Source organism: Streptomyces sp. NPDC104831 (assembly GCF_055583025.1).
The window spans coordinates 1-20,772 of the sequence record NZ_JBVJOT010000061.1; the positions used below are offsets into that span (position 1 = coordinate 1).

Here is a 20,772-nt window from a genome sequence, read left to right on the forward strand (position 1 = left end):
CCCGCACCCCCCCCTCCCCCCGCCCCTCCCGCGGCCCCCCCCCCCCCCCCCCGGCCCCCCCCCCCCCCCCCCCCCCCCCCCCCCCCCCCCCCCCGTCCCCGCGGCGCCCCGCCCGCCTTGCCCCGGTCCATGCCGACCGTGGCCGTGGACAGCCCCGCCCTGCCCACCGGGTGGGCGCCGGGCCGAAGTGGGACGGTTCTCCGGACACGCGGATGTCTCTCACAGAGCGGGGTGGTCGCGTTACCCTGCCTCCGTCACGTCTTCTCAGCCGAACCGGGGGGCCAGGCATGCCGCAGGAGCCATGGGTGGGACTGTCCGAGGCGATCAGCGCGATCCGGGCCGAGCTGGAGCAGGCGGTGACCGACGGCCACGGGCACGCCATCCAGTTCCGCACCGGGCCGGTGGAGATGGAGTTCGCCGTCGACATCAAGAAGGACGGCCAAGCCGGTGCGAAGGTATCGGTCCTGCCATGGAGCGTCAGCGCCGAGGCAAAGGCCGGATACGCAGCCGGGACCACCTCCCGCCTGAAGATCACTTTGCAGCCCGTCGACGAGCACGGCAAGGATCAGAGGATCGGCGCTCGCACCTCCGAACGCCCTCGTTAGCGCCCGCCCAGTCCTCGCCTGGTGAGAGACACGGAACAGGAATTCGCCGGTGGATGTGCGAAGGGTAGTGGAGGTCTGGGATCCGGCAGGCAAGACGGCAGGAACCGGTTATCTCGTCGCTGAGCGCCTGGTCCTGACCGCCTTCCACAACATCCAGCGAGCCGGAGCCCGTCCGGGGCGTGTGGTCGAGGTGCGGCGGCTCGCCCTTCACAGGGAGGAACAGGCTCGGTGGGTGGAAGCCAAGGTGCTCTGGCCCGAACAACCGGCCCCTTTCGAGGAGGACCCGCACGCGGACGCCGCCCTGCTCCTGATCACCGGCCGCCCGTGGCATCCTCCCGCTTCCGCGTCCCCCGTGCGCTGGGGGCGCCTGCCCGCGATCTCTCCCGGTGCCACCCGCGTCCCCTGTATCGCGCTGGGCTTCCCACAGGCCGAGGAACGGGACGGGGAACGCGACACCAAGCACATACAGGGACACATCGAGACCTTGAGCGGTCTGAAGTCCGGGCTGATCACCGCGAACATCGATCAGTCCACCACCCCCGGCGCGGTCGGCGGGGAGTCGTCCTGGTCCGGGGCGTCCGGGGCCGCCCTGTTCTGCGGGAACCTGCTCACCGGGATCCTGACGACAGACCGGGCGCTGTACTACTCCGGCGACCAGCTCGTCGCCGTGCCCATAGCCACGCTTGCCGGCCGTCCTGGCTTCGCCCGTGCCGTGCAGGACGCCGGCAATCCCCTGGACCTCGAACAAGTCCCTTTGCCCGCCGGTGGCAGCACCGCGCCGGGACCTGTCACCGGCGGGGAACGGGCCGTCGGCGGCCTGCACCGTGCGGCGGCTCAGTTACGGGAAGGCGTCACCGTCCGGGTGCAGGAGACGGTGGCCCGTCTCGGTCTGCACCAGCCGGCCCTGATCGATATCTCCTGGAAGGGCAGCAGCCGTCCTGCTGTCCAGCCGTCGCCGGAAGTGCTTGGCATCGTCCCCGAGGAACTGAGCGGCACAGTGACCCGGGTACCCGGCCTGTGCAGGCGGCTTCCCCGGCATCAGCTGGTGGTCCTGGGGAATCCCGGGACAGGCAAGAGCGTCCTCGCGATCCACCTCGTTCAGAAAATGCTGGAGAAACCCGAACCCGGCGACCCGATTCCGGTACTCATGCCCCTGTCCTCATGGCGTCCGGCCATTCCCATGAGGGAGTGGATCATCCGTCAGATCAGGCAGAACAGCACGGGATTCCTCAGCCGTTGGCGATTCAGGGCCGAGGCGGCGAAATTGTTCACCGCCGGCATGGTGATGCCGGTGCTCGACGGACTGGACGAGCTGCCCGAACCGCTGCGCGCCAAGGCTGTCGAGGCAGTCGAGGGGGCCGTCCCGGAAGGGTGCTGGCTTCTGGTCACCTGCCGTGGTGACGAGTACGAAGCGGTATGCCGGGCCGGTTTCCACTTGACCAAGGCCGCGGTCGTGGAAATGGACACCGTGAGCGTAGGAGCCGCGATCACCTACCTGAGACAGTTCAGGGTGACCGGTGACGACCGCTGGGACACGCTCTTCGACCACCTGCGCAGGGAACCGGAGTCGGTACCGGCCCAGATCATGGCTTCACCCCTCATGCTGTACCTGACGCGCGAGACTTACCGGCAGCACCACACCGAACCCACGGAGCTGGTGTCGACGACACGCTCCAAGGAGGACATCGAGGAAACGTTGCTCGACCGGTACCTTCCGGCCGTCTACACAGACGATCCACCCAGTAACTACCAGGCCAAAAAGGCCGAGCGTTACTTGCGCCTGATAGCCAGGCAGATGTTTCGGGACGGAACCGTCGACTTCGCCTGGTGGCAGCTCAACGCGAGACCGACCGGGCCACTGGTCGGACTGGCGTTCTGCGCCGCGTGGGGCTGGTTCATGCAGGCGCTGTTCGGCCCGGTGACAGGGATCCTGACCGGGGCCCTGGCCGGGCTCGGGGGGTGGGCGGCCCATGCCGCGGTGCGATCCGAACTGAAGCAGGTCTATGTACCGAAGGGTGCCGTACACGGACCGAAGGCCCTCATAGGCCGCTACGCGCTCATCGGGTCGGCAACGGCGCTCGCGGCCGCCGGCAGCACGGGAGCCTCGGCGGCACTGTGGCTGTCAAGGGTCCTCAGAGCGGACACGCCGACAGCCTGGCATTACGGCACGCTCGTCGGCGCGGCCGCGGGCGCCGCCACGTTACTCGGCTCGCCCTGGGGGTCGTACCAGGTCTCCCGCCTCTGGTTCTGGGTTACCGGCCGACTTCCCATGCGACCGCTGCCCTTCCTCGAGAACGCCCACGACCTCGGTGTCCTGCGTCAGATGGGAGTGGTCTACCAGTTCCGGCACGAGCGGCTCCTGAGGAAACTGGCCGGCGAAGTGACCAAGAAGCCGTCGCGGTCGGTCTACGGCGAGTGGAACGACACATGGCGACGCTGGAGACCGGTCTTGCCCGTCTTCGCCAGTCTGGTACAGATCGGCGCCACGCTGGGGAGCCTCGGAGTGGTTTCCATGGCCTACTCCGAGAGCACGCAGGTCGAGTTGAGATACCACTCGGGGGACGAGCCGGGGGCCCGGTCCGACACAGCGGGTTGCCCACCCGACGGCGTGTGTGCGTGGGTGAGCATCTTGTCGTGGAAGCTTCCTCAGGGATCGTCCCGCCACACACTCTTGCTGCCGTCCAACCCGCACGGCCGTTCCATCCTGGGCTGGAGCGGCACCGTCAAGGCCGACGGCTGCGCCGGGGCGACTGTCCTGGTGACTTCCACCGTGGCGGGTGGGAAGCCCATTTCCTTCTCCCTGAACGATTCGGACTGGGCCCGAATGCCGCAACTGCCACGGCCCGTCTCCCCGCAACGCCGCCCGGTCTCGCTGAGCCTGCGGAGGCTGGACGACCGCTCCTGCTCCCTCGTCGTCGAGTGGACCGCTCCCGGACTCGTCAACGACGGCCTCGAGCCCGCTCGCGAAAGGCTGGGCGTCGATGCGCCCGGCACGGCTGAACACTGACGGGGACGCCCGCTCGGCGCCTGGGGACTCGCATGGCCGAATGAACTCCTCCCTCCGGGACCAACCGCTGATCCGTCGCCCTACACGCACGACACGGCGCCGGTTGCCGGTGAAGCGGGAACGGGAGCGGGAGCGGCTGGGCAGCGGGCCGCGCTGCGCCGGCTCTGTCGCTCGCTAACGCGGCTGCGTGTTCCGATGCCGGTCGCCCACCTGCTCCAAGGCGGCTTCGTACGCGTGCAGGGCGGTGATGACCGTGGCGCGTTCCGCGGGGGCGAGAGCGCGCATGACGCACTCCCAGGCAGAGGCGCTGCCGGAAAGCCATTCCCCGATCGGCGCGGCGTAGGCGGGCGCGATGGCGACGATGCGGCGGCGGCGGTCGGCGGGATCGGCGGTGCGGTGCAGGACGCCCAGCCGTGACAGCTCGCTGACCATGAGGCTGACGGTCGTCGGGGCCACCTCCAGCCGGGCGGCCAGGTCGTTGACGCCGGTGGGACCGTCGTACTCCAAGTGGGCCAGCAGCGCGAGATGTCTCGGTGCCAGGTCCAGTCCCTGGAGCGCCGCGGGGACGGGCAGGCGCTTGGCGCGGCCGACGAGCCGGGGCATGAGCAACAGCAGGGTGCGGACGGCCTCTTCGACGGCTGGACCGTCCGATTGCATGGACATCGGTGACCTCTTCCAGATACCTTTGAATATAAAGGCTTTGGATTCAAAGGGAACGAGGTCCACTATGCCGCACCTGACCGTCCACCTTCCAGAGAACAGGCTGACCGGCAAGGAATCCATGCTGGTCGCCGCACTGACCGACGCGATCGTCGACGTCTATGGCGAGTGGGCCCGCGATCTCGTGAGCATCCGCCTGGCCGGGGTCCCCGCCGGCCGTTTCGCGCAGGGCGGCAAGGCCGTGGACACCAACGCCTCGGTGATCCTGGGCGTCCGCGCCGGCGTCTTCGACCGTCCCGACGCCGCCCGGATCACCGCGCGCCTCGGCACCGCGCTCACCGACGCGATCACACGCGTCGCCGGCGATGACCTCCGCTCCGGCACCATGGTCGAGCTCGTGGCGTCACCGCCGGAACGAACCTTCGTCGGCGGCGCCCTCACCGTGTGACCTCCACCTGGGCACCCAAAAAAGTGCTCAGACGCCTGCTTGCTGTTCGGGGGCATCGCTGTGTATCAGCGGCGGCGGCCTCGCCGTCGTGGCGGGCGGGGTTCGCGGTGATCTCGTCGCAGGCAGGAGAGGTCGGCGGACGGTTCCACCCTCGGCCGCGCCCGGGGAGCGAGGGCCCGTGCGACAGCCGGGAGACGCACTCGCGACACCGGGCCGGACGGCGGATCCGGTGTCGGGGCGAAGGCGTGCTCGACGGCATGCGGCCCGCGCGGACAGTCCGGCGCGGGCCGCACCCGGGCGGCCATGGCTGCGGCCGGGGCATGTTCTCACCTGGTCATCGCCGACCCGGATGGCACTGCTCCGGCCCGGTGCCCCGAGCCCCGAGCCCCGAGCCCCTGTGACCGTACTCGGCAGACGTGGCCCCGAGCCCTGTCCGGCCGGCACGATGATGCGGTTGGTGAGCGGACCGGGAATCAGCTCGTGAGGGTTCCGCGGTAACCGACGGGGCCTTCACCAGGGAATTGGGCGGTGCCCTCGAAGCGGGTGCCTTCGTCGAAGAAGGTGACACTGCCGGAACCGGCGTGGGGGGTGCTCCAGGTGACGGTGGTACCGGTGGGCGGTGCGCCGCCGTCGCCGATGGCCTGGTCGCGATTGGCGATGGCCAAGGTCAACGGCGTGTCCCGCTGCCAGCCCCCGCCTCCGGTGTGGATCTCGGTGTCGTACGTGGCCATGTACTGTCCTCCCTTTCCTCGTCCGGTGATCCCCCCGACGCGAAGGCCGCAGCGGACAGGGCGGCCGCGGTGATACGGGGGATCACGCTCACGCCCAAGACATGAGCCAAGACCACCGGCACCATGCGGGCCGGGGCCACGATCCACCACAACGAGGGAACGTGCACTCGTGTGTTTGAAAAGACGGTGACTCGACCTGTGCGGCGGATGCCGACCACGGCCGGAGTGGACACCCTCATCGGGTCATCGGCGCCATCACCGCGGTGCCGGCTCCCCCACCGTCACGGAGCGGTAGTGCGGGAAGCAGCCGCCGAGGGGTTTCGTCCGGATCGGCAGGCGGACCGGACAAGACGTCCGCGACGGGGTCGGTCGGATGAGCGCCGTCACCGGGGTGGTCGCGGTCACCGGCGGGTCGCGGAGAGGCGGCCGTCGAAGGTGGTGCCGCAGGCGGGCGTTGAGCGCGGCCTTCTCGTACGCGGCCGGGACAGGACCGCCCTGTAGACGCGCTTCGGGGCTGCCCGCTCGTGGGGGAAGTGACCGCGGGCCTCGACCGGCCGCAGCACCCGGTACGCGGGTGCGACCGGCCAGAACCCGCGAGCACCCCGGTACGATGCGCCGGTGAACACGCAGACCAGCGGAGGCAAGCCGACGCGGCGGCGCGGAGGGGCCGCCGAGGAAGCGTCCCCTGCCGCCCGTGGCCGGCGCACCGTGGCCGCCGGACCCGGTGACCTGCCCGCCTTCCCGGGCGACCTGTCCGCCTTCGCGGTGCAGTTGCGCCGCATGCACGGCGAGGTCGGCCGGGTCATCCAGCAGTACGCGGCCCGGCAGAACCTGCACGCCACCGACGTGCAGGCGCTGGCCGCCATCCTCGACGCCCCCGAGCCGATGACCCCCACCAGGCTGCGCGCCATGCTCGGCCTCACCTCCGGCGCGGTCACCGCCTGCGTCGACCGGCTGGAGCGCGCCGGTCATGTCCGCCGGGTGCGCGAGGACACCGACCGCCGCGTGGTCCACCTCCACTACGCCGACGACGCCCGCGCCGCCGCCCGTACCCACTTCCGTCCCCTCGCCGACGCCCTGCGCCGGGCCGGCGCGGACTTCGACGCCCACGAGATGACCGTGGCCCTGCGGTTCCTGACCGCGCTGAACGACGCCCTGGCCCAGGTGCCCGGGGAGCCCGCCGACCGCTGAGGCGCCGTCCGGCGTCCGGATGCGGCGGCACCCGGCGGCACCCGCATCCGGATCACCGGCGCGGCAAGAAGCGGTGAGGGAGAAGTACCTCCTACGATTACTCAACCATTGAGATTCTTTATGGTCGAGTTTTCTTCCGCCGTTCGCCCCGAGGAGTCCCATGACGCCCCCGCACCGCCGGGCACGCAAGCTCGTCCCGTTCGCCTTGATCGCCGTGTGGCTGGTGGTCGGGGCCCTACTGGGGCCCTTCGCCGGACGGCTCGGTGAAGTCGCCACCAACGACCAGGCCGCCTTCCTGCCCCGCAGCGCGGAGTCCACCCGCGTCCTGCGCGAACAGGCCGCCTTCCAGCAGCGCGAGACCCTGCCGGTCATCGTGGTGTGGACCGGCGACGGCGGGAGTGCCGTCAGCGGGCGGCAGCGGGCGGCCACCGCGGCGATGGCCGCGCTCGCCGGCACGCCCGGGACCGCCGGACCCCCCTCCCCGGCTCTCCTCTCGAAGGACCGCGCCGCCCTGCAGGCCGTGGTGCCGTTGCGCCCCGATCTGGGCGACCGGCTCACACCCACACTGCAACGGGTGCGGACGGCAGCCGAATCGGTGCCCGGCACCCGGGTTCAGTTGGGCGGACCGGCGGCCACCCGGGCCGACCTCGCGGACGCCTTCTCCGGCATCGACGGGGTGCTGCTCGCGGTCGCCCTGGCGGCCGTCCTGGTCATCCTGCTCCTGGTCTACCGTTCCCTGCTGCTGCCGCTCGTCGTCATCAGCGGCGCGGTGTTCGCCCTCGGGCTGGCGTGCGCCGTCGTCTACGCCCTGGCCGACCACGGTCTGGTGCGCGTCGACGGGCAGGTGCAGGGCATCCTGTCCATCCTCGTCATCGGCGCCGCGACGGACTACGCGCTGCTGGTCACCGCCCGTTGCCGGGAGGAACTGGCCGCCGGACGCGACCGCCACACCGCCGCACGCGCCGCCCTGCGCCGCTCGGCCCCGGCCGTCCTCGCCAGCGCCGGCACCGTCGCCCTCGGTCTGATCGCCCTGCTGCTGAGCGACCTCACCAACAACCGGGCCCTAGGGCCGGTCGGCGCGGCCGGGATCGCCTGCGCCGCCCTGAGCGCGCTCACCTTCCTGCCGGCGGTCCTGTCCGTCCTCGGCCACCGCGCCTACTGGCCGGCCAGGCCCGCGGGTGAGGCCGGCACCACCGGGCTGTGGCAGCGCGTCGCGCGCCTGGTCGACCGGGCGCCGCGGCGGGTGTGGGCGCTCGCCCTGGCCGGACTGCTCGCCTGTTCCGCGGGGGCGCTCACCCTGGACTCGCGGGGTGTGCCGCTGGACGAGACGTTCGTCCGGCACGTGCCGTCCGTCACCGCCCAGCAGACCCTGGCCCGGCACTTCCCGGCCGGCGCGGGCACTCCTGTGGTGGTTCTCGCCGACGCCGCCTCCGCCGACCGCGTGGAGCGCACCCTGCGCGGCACCGCCGGCATCGCGGCGGTGACCCCGACCGGCGCCCGGGGCCGTCCGGCGTCCGGTCCGCGCGCGGTGGACGGCAGGGTCGGCTTCGAGGCGACCACGGACGCGCCGCCCGATGCGCAGGCCGCCCGCGACACCGTGGCCCGGCTGCGCGCCGCGCTGCACGCGCTGCCCGGCGCGGACGCCCTCGTCGGCGGCTACACCGCGCAGCAGTACGACACCCTGCGCGCGGCCGAACGCGACCGGACCGTCATCGTCCCGGTGGTGCTCGTCGTCATCCTGGCCATCCTCGTGCTGTTGCTGCGCTCCCTCGCCGTGCCCGTCCTGCTGGTGCTCACCGTCGCCCTCAACTTCACCGCGACCCTCGGCGTGGCAGCGTGGGTCTTCCGTGACCTGTTCGGCTTCAGCGGCACCGATCCGTCCGTCCCGTTGTACGGATTCGTCTTCCTGGTCGCCCTCGGCGTCGACTACAACATCTTCCTGATGTCCCGGGTCCGCGAGGAGACCCTGCGGCACGGCACCCTCGAAGGCGTTCGGCGCGGACTCGTCACCACCGGCGGGGTCATCACCTCCGCCGGTGTGGTGCTCGCCGCCACCTTCGCGGCGCTCGGCGTGATCCCGCTCGCCTTCCTGGTGCAGATCGCCTTCATCGTCGCCTTCGGCGTGCTGCTGGACACCCTGGTGGTGCGCTCGCTGCTGGTCCCGGCGCTCGTGCGGGACGCCGGGGACCGCGTGTGGTGGCCCACCCGGCCAGGAGCCGGGGAACCGCACCGTCGCGGGGAGCCGGAGGGCCGCTCGACGGCACCGGAACGGCGAACCCGAGCCGTCCTGCGGCGGCAGGACGGCGCCTGACGGCCGCGCTCCGCGCGCCGCACTGGCGAAGCAGGCGCCCACGTCCTCGCGGCGTACGCGAGCGCGGGTGAAGTCACCGGCGGTGTCCAGCAGTCCGTCCCGAGCCGCAGAACTCGGCGCCGACCACCCGATGTTCGTGGACGTTCCAGTCGCCGTTGAAGGTCGGCGACATGGAGTCCAGTGAGCCGGCTGCGGCCCCGCGCCGCGGCTCGGCGCTGGACTCTCCCACGGGGGGAGAGTCCACCATGACGGCATGCACGACAGACTCCTCACCGTCGGGCGGTTCGCCCGGCTGTGCCGCCTCAGCGTGAAGCAGCTGCGGCACTACGACGACCTGGGGCTGCTGACTCCCCACCGCGTGGACGCCGGCTCCGGCTACCGCTACTACGCCCCCGAGCAGGCGCGCGACGCCCTGACGATCGCCCTGCTGCGCGAAATGGATCTCCCGCTGGCCGTCATCGCCCGGGCGCTGGCTGCCGGACCCGAGGGCAGGGCGGGGATCCTGGGCGCCGAGCGGGACCGGCTGGCGGAGCGGATCCGTGCGGACCAGGCCCGGCTCGAGGTGCTGGAGCGGCTCGCGCAGGACGGATGGTCCGGCTACGAGGTAACGCTGGGCAGGGAGCCGGAGCGACACCTGGCGACAGTGCGCGCGGTGTGCAGCACGGCACAGATCGGCACCACAGTGAAGGAGAGCATGGACCGGCTGCTGACCGGGCTCGGCGAGAGGGGGATCGCGGTGCGGACACCGCTGTGGGGGCTGTACCCGCTCGACCTGGAGGAGCGGATGGAGATCGGCGTCGGAGTACAGCTGCCGCAGGGGGCCGGCGTACCCGGTCCGGAATGCGAGGTACTGCCCGGCGGGCCCGTCGCCGAGACCCTGCACATCGGGCCCTACGCCCAACTGCCCCTCGCCTACCACGCACTCTTTGCCGCCGTCCACGAGCGCGGCCTGCGCCCGCTGGCACCCGTGCGCGAGGCGTACCTCGTCGGACCGGGGCAGGCACCGCCAGGAGAGCTGACAACCCGGCTGATCGTCCCCATCGAGGAGAGCACGGCATGACCACGGTCACCGACATCGACACTCGCGGCATGCGGCACTGCGAGACGACGGCCCTTGGGGTACTGCTCAGGCACCAGGGACTCGACCTGTCGGAACCCATGCTGTTCGGTCTCGGCTCCGGCCTGTCCTTCCTCTACTGGGACGGCAGGACCATGGACTTCCCCTTCCTCGGGGGACGGGTCAAGCCCTTCGACCTCACCAGGAACCTGGCCGGCAGACTCGGGCTGGAACTGCTGGTCGAGGAGACCACCTCCCCGCGCAAGGCATGGGAGCACGTGACGGCCGCGCTCGACACCGGCCGCCCGTTGGGGCTCCAGCTGGACAGCTACCACTTGGACTACTTCCACCCGAAGGTCCACTTCGGTGGCCACATCGTCGCCATGTACGGCTACGACGGCCAAAGGGCCTACCTGGTGGACACCGACCAGCAGGGCGGGGCGGTCTCCGTCAGCCTGGCCGGCCTCGCCCGGGCCAGGGCGGCGCGGGGCCCTATGACCGCCCGGAACCGCTCCTTCACCCTGACCGTCCCACCGGGATGTCCCACCCCGTACGGCCAGATCGTCCCCGCCATCACCGCCTGCGCCGACGCGTTCTTGCATCCGCCCATCGCCAACCTCGGTCACCGCGGCATCGAGAAGGCCGGCCGGCTGGTGCGCACCTGGCTTCAGCGCACCGACCACCCACAGCGGGACCTCCCCCGAGCCGCTTCGCTGATGGAGAAGGCCGGCACGGCAGGGGCCCTGTTCCGCAACCTCTACCGCGACTTCCTCGCCGAGTGCACCGAGGTGCTCGACAGCCGCCACCTGCGCACCGGTCACACCCTGTACACCGAGGCGGCCGGCCTGTGGACGCACACGGCGGCACTGATCGCGAAGGCCGGCGAAACGGGCGATGCGCAGTACCTCGACCAGGCCGGCTCGATCCTCGACGACCTCTCTCGGATCGAACACGACGCCATGCGCGCACTGAGCCGCCTGAAGGCCGCACCCCCCGCATGAGCCGCCCGGCAGGGTGAGTTCAGGAAGGCAGCGATCTGTTCCAGACCGTCGTCCGCCACTGCCACTACCAAGACCAACACCCCGACCAGCCGGTCGGCCGCGCCGCACACCGTCGACCACCCGAACCGGGGCACAGCCCTCACCCCGGCACAGCGGGCCGCCGTCCACACCCAGCAGCAGGCCGCGATGCACGAGGAGTACCCGGAGGGCCGTACGACCGACCCGGCGACGTAACCGCGCACACCGCAGAATTTGGACCGGCTCGCCGCCTTCATCCGCGCGGCCGACGCCCGCCGCCGCGCCATCAAGGAGGGAGATCCGGGCCTCGAAGCCAAGAGACGAGCGCACGGAACCTTGGCCGTAGCCGCGTGGCACGGGCGGCAGGGATCAGCCCCAGGTCCACCCGGCGGGCGAAGTGGAGCAGCGAGAGCCGCGAAGGTCCGGCTTTGCGGAAGATCAGGGGTTGGCGGAGCCGGCGTCGGCGCTGGTGAGGCCCATCTGCTGCAGGCCCGCGTCATAGGTGCTGCGCGCGGTGTCGTGGGCTTCGGAGTCGTTCGTCAGGAGTAACGCAAGTTCCGCCCAGGACGCGCCGTGATGGCGGTGGGCGACGGTCAGGTGCCGTACACGCCGGGTCAACGCGTCGGCGAGGGCGGCGGTATGCCGTAGCAACTCGGCACGCTGGGCCTTGGGCAGGCTCGCCATCTCGCGGTAGTCCTGCAGGCCGAGGACGGTCAGGGCGGCTTCCAGGTGTCCACTCTCGACGGCCTGGGCGATGCAGCTCTGCGGGTCGTCGGTCCGGGTCCAGGTAAGCATGGTGACTTTGGCAGTGCGATTGACGGAAACGGTCATGGGTCCTCCTGGGGTCTGCTGCACCTTTTCGACGCGCCATTACTGGGCGCTTTCCGAACATACGTACTGAGCGCTTTCCGCACATCCAGAGTCGACCCATTTTGGAGATGTTTTGTGTCCTCATGTTCGTGACACCATGGCGTCATTACGTTCATGTTGCAATATGGATAGCGGCGGGGCCGATCGAAAAGGCTGAAATTAGGGGAGGTAAAGACCAATCCATGAAGGTGACCGTACAGGCAGTATTCCGTGCGCCTTAAGGCGAGGGAAAGGTCGACGTCATCAGTTGATGAGCGCGCGTGGGCTCCGGCAACAGGGCTGTGGTCCGCCGCCCAGCGGAAGCACCTGGAGAAGCGGGCGGAGAATGCCTGCCGGCGCATCCTCCGCTCAGGAGTCTGACGCCGGCGACGGCATGTCGGCCAGACCCCGGTCGTGACGCAGTACGGCCAGGACGATCACCGCAGCGCTCGTGGACGAGCGGGCAGGGGCCCTCGGCGACCAGGGACGTCATCGCCTCGCCCGGAGTGGTGCGCGGCGGGCGTAACTGCGGTTCTCCCGGTGTCATCCGGTTCCGCGCGCCGCGCGGTGATCCGTTCCAGCGGCTCAGGATCCAGCACGACCGGATCGTAGAGGGCCGCCGAGCCGCAGCGAGCGACAACCGGACGGCTCAGTTCCCTGCTTCTGCTGCCGACCCCCGGCGCAGGGCGGTTCATCGGGTGAGGGAGGTCCCCCGTCCCGGAGAGTCATGTCAGTCGGGGCGGCCGTTCGGCCGTTGATGTCTGGCGCTCATGGCATGGAATACCTTCTTCGGTTCCCAGCGGGTCTCGTCGAGCATGCGCACGACACCGCAGGAGGCGATGTCACGGTCGCGCGGCTTGTCGTAGTTGGCGAAGGAGAACCACAGCGCGGTATCCACATTCTCTTCCTCGAAGGTGTCGAGGAGTTCGTTGAGGTAGCGGACCTGTTCGTCCTCGTCCGGGATCGCTCCTTGCGGTGGCTGCCAGGCCATGCCGCCGAGGTCGCCCGCGCCGCGGTAGGCGCACGTGCCGTACTCGGTGACAGCGACAGGCTTGCCGTGGGAGAGGGCCTCGCGCAGGTGGGTGCGGAAGGTGCCGGCGTTCTGCGCGGTTCGGTAGGCGTCGATGCCCACCAGGTCGAACGGGCCCCAGTCGACGGGCTCCCAGGGGCCGGACGCGTAGGTGATCCTCCCGCCGAAGTGGGCGCGGACCGTCGTCGCGGCTTGGGCGAGGAAGGCGTTGAGGCGTTCGGGGACCGGCCCGAGCGAGGCCCACCACTGGATGTCTGCGGTGGCCATGGCATGGAGGCGGTCGAGGTAGGTGTCGCCGGGAAGGAAGCCGTGGGCGAAGGCGCTGAGCTCGCAGCCGGCGACGAGCACCACCTGGGCGCCCTCCTGTCGCAGGGCCTCCGCGCGCTGCGCGCAGTCGGCGAAGAACGGCAGGATCCGCCCCGGGGGAAGGTCGGCCGGGAAAGGGGAGAACCACACTTCGAGGCCGGCATCGGCTGCGTGCCGGGCTGCGATGCTCAGCCGTTCGGCGTCGCCGCCGGAGACGCGCACGGCGTCGCAGTGCAGGCTGTCGGCGATCGCGGCCATCTCGTGTCGGACTTGCTCAGGATCGAAGGTCTTTCGGGTGAGCAGGCGGCCAGGGAAGGTTCCGGTGTCGTAGTTGATGCCTCGAGCACGCAACGTCAGTACCCTTCCGCGTGAGTGAATCCGTGTTCCAGCAGGTCGAAGGCCAGCTCGACGTCCCGGGCCAGAGCACGGCCGGCGTCCTGGGCGGAGGTGCCGCCGAGCAGGCGCCGGAAGTATGTCTCCTGGAGGGTGAGCAGGGACGCCGCGATCTGGGCGGCCATGAGCGCGGCTGCCGTGGGGCCGTACTCGTCGGTCAAGGCCTGTGCCAATGCCTGGCGTTGCTGGTACAGCAAGCCGTTCGCCGCGTTCAGCAGGGCCGGGCTTTCCTGGATCACACGCACGCGGGCGAGCAGCGCGTCAAGGCCCGCATCTGATGTCCGTCCGGCGGCGAACGCACGATAGTGCGCTCGCAGCGCGTCCAGGAAGCTCTGGTCAGCCGTGCGCCGGGCGACGATCCCGGCCAGGTTGTCGCCGCCCACGCCGTCCAGAGCGAGTGATTCCTTGGTCGGGAAGTACGCGAAGAGCGTTGCCTTGGCCACCTCGGCGGCCTCGGCGATCTCGTTGACCGTCACTGCATCGAAACCGCGCTCGGCGAACAACCGCGACGCCACCGCGGCGATCCGCTGCCTGGTCTGTTGCTTCTTACGCTCACGAAGGCCTGCCACTCAGGCCATAGTAACCATACTCGGTTCAATAATGAACTCAGTCCAACGAGGGCTCACTTCCACGCGCCCGCTGGAGGTTTGGCTGACAGATGCGTTGGAGAGGGTGCCGTGCCATGCCTCGCTGCACGGGTCGCGGGGTCCACGACCCCGTCAGGGGTTCCCAGTTGGCGTGCGGGTCCGACGCATGTGTGAGGTCAGTTCAGTGTGACAGCGACGCAGTTGCCGGCGGGCGCTCCCCCGTGTCAGCGGCCCGTCTCCCCCTGGGCGGCTTCGATGTCCCGGTGGACGCCGAGCGCTCCGGTCGCCGCAGTGGCGCAGGACAACAGCGCGCACGCGGCCAGGAGAACGGCGATCCACGGCATGATGCGCGATGCGCGCCCGGCGGGGGACAGGAGGGCGGCGACGCGCTGCGGCACTGGTCCCGTGGTCGCCGCCGGTGTGAACGCGGGGCGACCCGAGTCCGCCGCGTGCGCGGCCGGAGCCGCTCGGGCGATGGCGCGGGCGGTCAGGCGCCGGTCGCCGACGGCGGTGACCGCGGCTTTGTCGGCGGCGGCGCGTTCCGCGACGAGCCGAACGGCCCCGCGGACCGGTCACAGGGCGGGGTGGCAATGGGCGGCGAGTTCCGCCGCGGCGAGGAAGTAGTGGTGGCCACCGGTGTTGTGTGCGCACTCGTGCGCGAAGAGCACCTCACGTTCGTCCGGACGCAGGGCACGGAGCATCCCAGTGGTGACGACGATGCGGTGCGGGCGGCCGGGCAGGGCGAAGGCGTCGGGGTGCGGGGAGTCGATGACGCACAGGTCGCCCGCGGTGGACCGGTGTCCGGCCTGAGAACGGACGGTGCGCAGACCCGCGGCCTGGCGCACGACCGAACGTCCGAGCGCGAGGGTGCCGAGTGCCGTGACGGAACCGCCCACGAGGAGAAGCGCGGAGACGGTGAGATTCCACAGGGCGGCCGCCGGCGCGCAGTGGTCGATGATCCGGCGGGCCAGGGCCGGTGCGAGGCGGGGCAGGACGAGCGGCATCAGCAGGAGTGTGATCGTCATAGGCCCTCCTCCAGCAGTCGCCGCAGGACCTGCTCGTCGTCCGGGCCGAGCTGGGCGACGAAGCGTGCGAGGACCGTCTCCCGGTCGCTGTCGCGGGCGAGTTCACCGTGCATGCGCAGTGCCGTCAGACCGTGCGAATCCTGTACGGGCCGGTACGTGTAGCCGCGGCCCCGCCGCTCCCGCTCCAGCGTCCCCTTCTCATATAGGCGGGTCAAGATCGTCATCACGGTCGTCCGGGCCAGGCCGGAGGCGAGTTCGGCCTGGACCTGGGTCGGGGTGAGCGGCTTGTCCGCGGCCCACAGGGCCGCCATCACGGCGGCCTCCAGCTCACCCGCCGGCCGACGGTCGCCCGTTGTGTCGCCCATGGGAACGATCCTCACCTCACGATCGTCTACAGTTCTGTAGACCGTCTACCAGGTTGTAGACGGGGTGACGGTCCTGACCGTGGTGTTCGACTCGGTGGTGGAGCGGCACCAGGCGGACGACGAGCTGCGCACCCGTGCGGACGCGGTGGCCACGACCGTCGACACCAGCGGTTCACGGGCGCGCGTGCGGGAGACCGCAGACGACCAGTTCCTCGACAGCGACGTCTGGTTCCACGCCGGCACGCATCTACTCGAACAGCCGGCCTCCGCCGCGGCCGACAGTCCGCTGACCCGGGCTGCCGCCCGGCTCGCCGCACAGGGCGGCCGTGACTGCACGACCGTCCGCGCCGCCCGTCCACGCTCCGTCCGCCTGTGCTCCCGGCTCGTATCCGGCCGCCAAACGGCCGCCATGGTGGTCACGGCCCTGGACCTCGCCCCGTACCGGAACTCGGCCGACACCCTGCTGCTGGGATCGCTCGGCCTGGACACCGTGATGCTGATCCGCACCTATGCGTTGACCCGACTCTCGGTGGGCCGGGCACTGCACCCCGTGCGGGCCATGACCGAGCAGGCCGCCCAGTGGAGTGCGGTGACCGCCATGGACCGCTTCGGCTCCGCGGAGCACCCGGCCGAACTCGCAGCCCTGGGCACCTCCCTCGACGCCCTGCTGGACCGGACACGCGCGGTGCTGCGTCACGAGCAGCAGCTGACCGGAGAGTTGTCCCGCGAGCTGCGTACCCAGCTGGAGGCAGGTGTCACGCCTGCTGGATTTGTTCCTGCCGGGCCGACGCGCCGAGTGCGGGCCGCCGAGGCGTTCGACCCTGTCGGATGCCGCCTGAACACATCCTGAACGCCTGCGGGGACACGGCTACCGCCCGGAGCCCTGAAGGTCATCTCATCGCGGTCAAGCCGCCAGCAGGCCAGGAGTGCCGACACCGTCAAGCCAATCCGCAGCTCGTATGACGTGATCGTGCTCGACGTGCTGTTGCCGAAGCTCGACGGCTTCGAGGTGTGCGGCGACCCCGGTCGCCGTCCGTGGCCTGCGCGCCTTTAATCGTGCTGCGCATCAACCGTCTGTTCGTGCTCTGTGCCGGCCTTGGGGTTGTACGGTGCGGTGAAGGGCCGGCGGCCCCGGGCACCGGAGACGATCGCCCAGCGGGCCAGAAAGAAGGAAAGCGGGGTGGCAATGATTCCGGCGATCACCGCGGCGACGTTCTTGTTCAATCCCAGCGTGTCCACAGCGAGGAAGAGCAGGAACCCACTGACCAGCATATTGACGACGCTCGACAGCGGATAACGGACAAACGCACGCCAAGTCGGTCTCATGCGAAGGGTGATATACGTGTTGAGTAAGAACGATCCGACCACGCTCACCGCGAAACCGATTGAATGGGCGGCGAGGTACGGCAGCCAGCTGTTGAGAGCGATGTAGACGGTCAGATATACGGACGTGTTGACGATTCCAATCGCCGCGAAGGTGAGAAACTGGCGCATCGTGCGCGCCCTGCCCCTCCCCCTCGGTCCGACCGGTGAATATCGGGCATCCAGCCGGTGCGCCCCTGGGCGCGAAACGACGGTCGCGTCGGCGGGCCGTGAGGGTGGCGGAGCGTCGGACGTCGCCCGCACTACATAGGGTGGGCGGCCTTTCGTCTCGTAGTAGATACGTCCCACGTACTCCCCGACGATGCCCGCCGTGACGAGCTGGATTCCGCCGAGCGCGATGACCACCGTCAGCAGGGTGGCGTAACCAGGAACCTCTACGCCGTGCAGGGCAACGTTCACGATGGTCCACAGCGCATAGACGGCCGCAGCGAAAGACAACGCGAAACCGGCGTAGAAGGCCAGCCGCAACGGACGATTGTTGAACGAAATGAGACCGTCGATCCCGTAGTTGAGAAGCCGCCTGCCACCCCATTTAGACCGGCCGGCTGCGCGATCGACGTTGTGATACCTGAAACTGACGGTCTCGAAGCCGATCCAGGCGAAGATTCCCTTGGAGAACCGGTTCGTCTCCGGCATGGAAAGTACGGCCTCGACAGCCGATCGCGACAGCAGCCTGAAGTCTCCCTCTCCATCGATGATGTCGACGTCCATGCCATGGCCCATCACCCGGTAATAGGCGGAACTGAGCAGGCTGCGTAGCACGCCGTCTCCCGCACGGTCGCGACGGGCCACGACCTGATCGTAACCATACTGGCGCAGTTGCAGCATGTACGGGACGAGACTGGGCGGGTGTTGAAGGTCGGCGTCCATGAGGACAACGGCCTCACCGCGGGACATGCGCAGTCCGGCGAGGATCGCCGCTTCCTTTCCGAAGTTTCGACTGAAGGAGGTGTAGCGGACGCGATGGTCCCCGGCGGCGAGGGCGCAAAGGCATCGAAGGGTGTTATCGCTGCTGCCGTCGTCGATATAACAGATCTCGAAGTTCTGCTGTGTCGCCTCCAAGGCGGACAGCAGGGTGGCGTGGAATGCGTTGATCACCTCTTCTTCGTTGTAGCACGGGACGACGATGGAGATGTTGCATTCTGGCATACGGATTCCCGGCGAGTCGGGGCAGCCTCAAGACCGATTCCTGCGCCCCGTCCACGTCTCGAGCGAAGACCTGCCTCGTAAAAGTCACATTGCCGTAAACGACCATGCACTCCTCCGAGCCGCCCAGCGACTCCTCGGGGCCGAGCGGATGAATTGTCTGTCCATTTCACCCGTGTGCCACAGTGGGCTGCGCTTCCCAGCGCCGAGTGGCAGGCTGGATGCACCAGGCGTTTCCCTGCCGCACTCCTCCTCTTTTCCTGCAACGCTCCGGAAGTGCCGGTGAACGGGCGTCACGTGCGATACCCGTCGGAAGGGAGAACGGGCGTGGGCGTGGAACGCCTACCCGGAAGAACTGTCCGGGGGCAGCGGGCCAGAGGTGCCCTGGACGCGGAAACGCCGGTGCAGCGGGGACGCTGGTGGCCGGTATTGCTCTGTGTCATGCCGCTGGCTCTGCTCGCCTACGCGGCTTGGAGCGCCCGTTGGGTGCGGCCCAGCGGGGACGACTGGTGCTTCCTGCCCGTGGTCCGTGACGGCGGGCTGTCCGCCATGGTGGACAAGTTCTATCTCAAGGACAACGGGCGTGTCGTCAACGCCGTGCTCGTATGGGCTTACGCGCGCTTCGGCATCGACGGACAGCAGTGGTTCGCGCCGGCCAGCGGAGTGCTGACTCTTCTTCTGCTGTGGGCGTTCTGCGCCGCCGCGCTGCCTGCCACGGAAGGAAGGCTGCCGCGCGGAACAGCGTTGTTCACGGCGGCCACGGTGACCGCCGTCTTCCTCTTCGGCTCCCTGAACACCTACAAGACGTTCTACTGGCCGGCGGCATCCGTCTCCCACACGCTGCCCCCGGTGTTCGCCTGTGCAGCCATCGTCCCGGTCATGAGGGCGACCTCACTGCGGGGCCGCGCCTTCGCCCTGTGCATCGCCGGCGCGACGGGAACAGCACTGGGGATGCTGTCGGAGGAAACCACCGTGGTCGCACTGGTCGCCCTCGGGTGCACGCTGGTGATCAGCGGCCGTGCCGTCCCCGCCGCGCGGCGGCGCTTCGTCCGCTTGTGGTGCGCGGTCGCGATCGCCGGCCTCGTGATCGGAACGCTGATCCTCTACACGTCGCCCGGTGCACAGCACCGGCGCCAGACGAAGAACGCCTCGACCATGCTTGACCCCGCGTCCCTCTGGGAGTCCGGGCACGGGTTCGCCTACATCACTTTGAGGTGTCTCACGGCCTGGCCGTACCTCGGAGCGTTCGCCGGCGGCCTCGTCCTGGGCTGCCTCCTCGCGCGCGTGTCTCCGGAGCGTGTCACCCGCGCGAACAACGAGGCGCTGCTGCTCCGCTCATGCGTCGTGGTTCTCCTGGTCGCCGGCTACGCCTGCACCGTCATCACCTACCCCGTCTTCCGTACCGGCGTGATGACATCGACGCGCCTGTGGAACGACTATCTGCTGCTGTACGTCTTGTTCCTCGTCTATGCAGGTGCGCTGGCCGCCCGCGCGTGGCACCGCCGAGGCCGACACGTAGCCACCGCCCTCGTCGCAGCAATGGTTGTGTACTGCGTCGTCTGTCTCGCTCTGGCGGCATCGCTCACGGTCCTGAACTCCGACATGGCCGCACGCGCCCGCGCATGGGACCAGCAGGACACGCGGATGCGGGCCCAGGCCGCAGCGGGGGCCCGGGTTCTTCCGTACAGGCGGCTCCCCATCAGAAAGATGACCGAGCCGTTCGGCCAGGATGGTCACGATACGTGGCCGGCGCTCTGCGTCGCGCGCTACTACAGGGTCCAGAACATCACCAACGCGACCGGCAAGCCTCGAGCCGGTGCGGAGCGCGCGAGCAGGAGGGCCCCGTCCGAGCATCCTTGACGGGCGGCCGGAGACGGCGGTGGCGACCGCGCTCAGGAGAGGGTGGACACGTGGGCAGGAGCCTCGGACGGGAAAGCGCAGTCTCCGCTCCCACAGCACTTTCCGCGGCCGTCCTATGCCTCATTCTCGTCGCAGGGCCGGCCCTTCTCGGTGTGCCGTCCCTTCAACCGCCTCGACGAACCGGTCACTCCGGGGATGCCGCCCTACGTGATGCGTACGGAAAGCCATCGGGCTCCTGCCTGCGGGAAATGATCGGTGTGGCCCACGAGGACGATGACCTCCTCTTCATCAACCCGCAGCTCATCACCGCGAGATGCCCCCTGGACGTGGTCTGCCTGACCGCGGGGGACGCCGGGCAATCCTTCAGCCGCAACCCCTACCCGAAGAGTCGCGAATACGGCGTGATCGCCGCCTATGCGGCAATGGCGGGTTCCCGGCGGCACACCGTCGCCAAGACCATCACCGTCAACAACCACGACATCACCTTCTTCTCCTTCCGTGAACGACCCGAAATTCGACTTGCCTTCTTCCGGCTGCCCGACGGGCTTCCGACAGGGAAAGGAAGCCCCGCCTACCGGGCACGAGAGTCTCCTGAAACTTTTCCGTGGCGAGATCTCCGGCATCAGCACGGTCGGCTCCCCGGCGCGGTACACGGAGCGATCTCTCGTCGCAACAATCACCGGTCTGGCCAGGCGGTGGAAGACCGAGCGCATTCGTACCCTGGACTTTGACAATGCCTCCTTCGGCCACCCGCACACACGAGGCGCGGACCACAGCGACCACGGAGTGACAGCGCGGT

Annotated in this window: 18 protein-coding genes and 1 pseudogene; 10 read left to right on the top strand and 9 right to left on the bottom strand. The window is 69.7% G+C overall.

Translation table 11 applies throughout. The features are described 5' to 3' along the window. Positions 1–305: 305 nt before the first annotated feature. Both ACZ63H_RS31710 and ACZ63H_RS31715 read left to right on the top strand, forming a co-directional pair. Positions 306–605: a trypco2 family protein gene (locus ACZ63H_RS31710; RefSeq protein WP_469871003.1), complete on the top strand. Its 300-nt coding sequence runs from the start codon at positions 306–308 to the stop codon at positions 603–605. Between the two features lie 49 nt (positions 606–654). Next, positions 655–3,612 carry a trypsin-like serine protease gene (locus ACZ63H_RS31715; RefSeq protein ID WP_469871005.1) on the top strand — a complete coding sequence of 986 codons (2,958 nt, stop codon included), beginning with the start codon at positions 655–657 and terminating at the stop codon, positions 3,610–3,612. A gap of 174 nt (positions 3,613–3,786) precedes the next feature. Here the strand turns inward: ACZ63H_RS31715 and ACZ63H_RS31720 are convergent, their stop codons facing one another. Further along, entirely contained in the window at positions 3,787–4,275 is a 489-nt protein-coding gene (locus ACZ63H_RS31720) for a MarR family winged helix-turn-helix transcriptional regulator (RefSeq protein ID WP_469871007.1), read from the bottom strand. 64 nt (positions 4,276–4,339) lie between these two features. Between ACZ63H_RS31720 and ACZ63H_RS31725 the strand changes: the two genes are divergently transcribed. Next, positions 4,340–4,720 (top strand): tautomerase family protein, encoded by a 381-nt coding sequence (locus ACZ63H_RS31725; protein WP_469871009.1) that lies wholly within the window; start codon positions 4,340–4,342, stop codon positions 4,718–4,720. A gap of 473 nt (positions 4,721–5,193) precedes the next feature. Here the strand turns inward: ACZ63H_RS31725 and ACZ63H_RS31730 are convergent, their stop codons facing one another. After that, a complete protein-coding gene (locus tag ACZ63H_RS31730; protein ID WP_469871011.1) occupies positions 5,194–5,451 on the bottom strand; it encodes a hypothetical protein in 258 nt (85 codons plus the stop codon). A 708-nt stretch (positions 5,452–6,159) separates the two neighbouring features. Here ACZ63H_RS31730 and ACZ63H_RS31735 point away from each other — a divergent pair. Then, positions 6,160–6,642: a MarR family winged helix-turn-helix transcriptional regulator gene (locus tag ACZ63H_RS31735; RefSeq protein WP_469871069.1), complete on the top strand. Its 483-nt coding sequence runs from the start codon at positions 6,160–6,162 to the stop codon at positions 6,640–6,642. Between the two features lie 160 nt (positions 6,643–6,802). After that, positions 6,803–8,953: an MMPL family transporter gene (locus ACZ63H_RS31740; protein WP_469871013.1), complete on the top strand. Its 2,151-nt coding sequence runs from the start codon at positions 6,803–6,805 to the stop codon at positions 8,951–8,953. A gap of 73 nt (positions 8,954–9,026) precedes the next feature. Here ACZ63H_RS31740 and ACZ63H_RS31745 read toward each other — a convergent pair whose 3' ends face one another. Next, the gene (locus ACZ63H_RS31745; RefSeq protein WP_469871015.1) at positions 9,027–9,182 is read right to left on the bottom strand and encodes a hypothetical protein; all 156 of its coding nucleotides are present in this window, start codon (positions 9,180–9,182) and stop codon (positions 9,027–9,029) included. Between the two features lie 24 nt (positions 9,183–9,206). Between ACZ63H_RS31745 and ACZ63H_RS31750 the strand changes: the two genes are divergently transcribed. Together ACZ63H_RS31750 and ACZ63H_RS31755 are read left to right on the top strand one after the other, a co-directional pair. Then, positions 9,207–10,013: a MerR family transcriptional regulator gene (locus ACZ63H_RS31750; protein WP_469871017.1), complete on the top strand. Its 807-nt coding sequence runs from the start codon at positions 9,207–9,209 to the stop codon at positions 10,011–10,013. Further along, on the top strand, positions 10,010–11,011 hold the full coding sequence (locus tag ACZ63H_RS31755; RefSeq protein ID WP_469871019.1) for a BtrH N-terminal domain-containing protein: 1,002 nt from the start codon (positions 10,010–10,012) through the stop codon (positions 11,009–11,011). Before ACZ63H_RS31750 ends, ACZ63H_RS31755 begins: the two co-directional genes overlap by 4 nt. A gap of 456 nt (positions 11,012–11,467) precedes the next feature. On the opposite strand, the gene ACZ63H_RS31760 is transcribed toward ACZ63H_RS31755, so the two are convergent. The 5 genes and pseudogenes from ACZ63H_RS31760 to ACZ63H_RS31780 form a co-directional block, all read right to left on the bottom strand. Further along, a complete protein-coding gene (locus tag ACZ63H_RS31760) occupies positions 11,468–11,860 on the bottom strand; it encodes a hypothetical protein (protein ID WP_469871021.1) in 393 nt (130 codons plus the stop codon). 748 nt (positions 11,861–12,608) lie between these two features. After that, on the bottom strand, positions 12,609–13,565 hold the full coding sequence (locus ACZ63H_RS31765; RefSeq protein WP_469871023.1) for a hypothetical protein: 957 nt from the start codon (positions 13,563–13,565) through the stop codon (positions 12,609–12,611). 2 nt (positions 13,566–13,567) lie between these two features. Then, positions 13,568–14,176: a TetR family transcriptional regulator gene (locus ACZ63H_RS31770; protein WP_469871025.1), complete on the bottom strand. Its 609-nt coding sequence runs from the start codon at positions 14,174–14,176 to the stop codon at positions 13,568–13,570. Between the two features lie 242 nt (positions 14,177–14,418). Next, positions 14,419–15,219: pseudogene (locus ACZ63H_RS31775) on the bottom strand (M48 family metalloprotease). Continuing rightward, on the bottom strand, positions 15,216–15,584 hold the full coding sequence (locus ACZ63H_RS31780; RefSeq protein WP_469871027.1) for a BlaI/MecI/CopY family transcriptional regulator: 369 nt from the start codon (positions 15,582–15,584) through the stop codon (positions 15,216–15,218). Before ACZ63H_RS31780 ends, ACZ63H_RS31775 begins: the two are co-directional and overlap by 4 nt. 64 nt (positions 15,585–15,648) lie before the next feature. On the opposite strand from ACZ63H_RS31780, the gene ACZ63H_RS31785 reads away from it, so the two are divergent. Beyond that, a complete protein-coding gene (locus ACZ63H_RS31785; RefSeq protein ID WP_469871029.1) occupies positions 15,649–16,434 on the top strand; it encodes a hypothetical protein in 786 nt (261 codons plus the stop codon). A 200-nt stretch (positions 16,435–16,634) separates the two neighbouring features. On the opposite strand, the gene ACZ63H_RS31790 is transcribed toward ACZ63H_RS31785, so the two are convergent. Next, positions 16,635–18,116 (bottom strand): glycosyltransferase, encoded by a 1,482-nt coding sequence (locus tag ACZ63H_RS31790; RefSeq protein ID WP_469871031.1) that lies wholly within the window; start codon positions 18,114–18,116, stop codon positions 16,635–16,637. 438 nt (positions 18,117–18,554) lie between these two features. Here ACZ63H_RS31790 and ACZ63H_RS31795 point away from each other — a divergent pair, with 438 nt between their 5' ends. Both ACZ63H_RS31795 and ACZ63H_RS31800 read left to right on the top strand, forming a co-directional pair. After that, positions 18,555–19,973, top strand: a complete 1,419-nt coding sequence (locus tag ACZ63H_RS31795; protein ID WP_469871033.1) for a DUF6056 family protein — start codon at positions 18,555–18,557, stop codon at positions 19,971–19,973. Between the two features lie 248 nt (positions 19,974–20,221). Beyond that, a complete protein-coding gene (locus tag ACZ63H_RS31800; RefSeq protein ID WP_469871034.1) occupies positions 20,222–20,704 on the top strand; it encodes a hypothetical protein in 483 nt (160 codons plus the stop codon). Positions 20,705–20,772 lie beyond the last annotated feature (68 nt).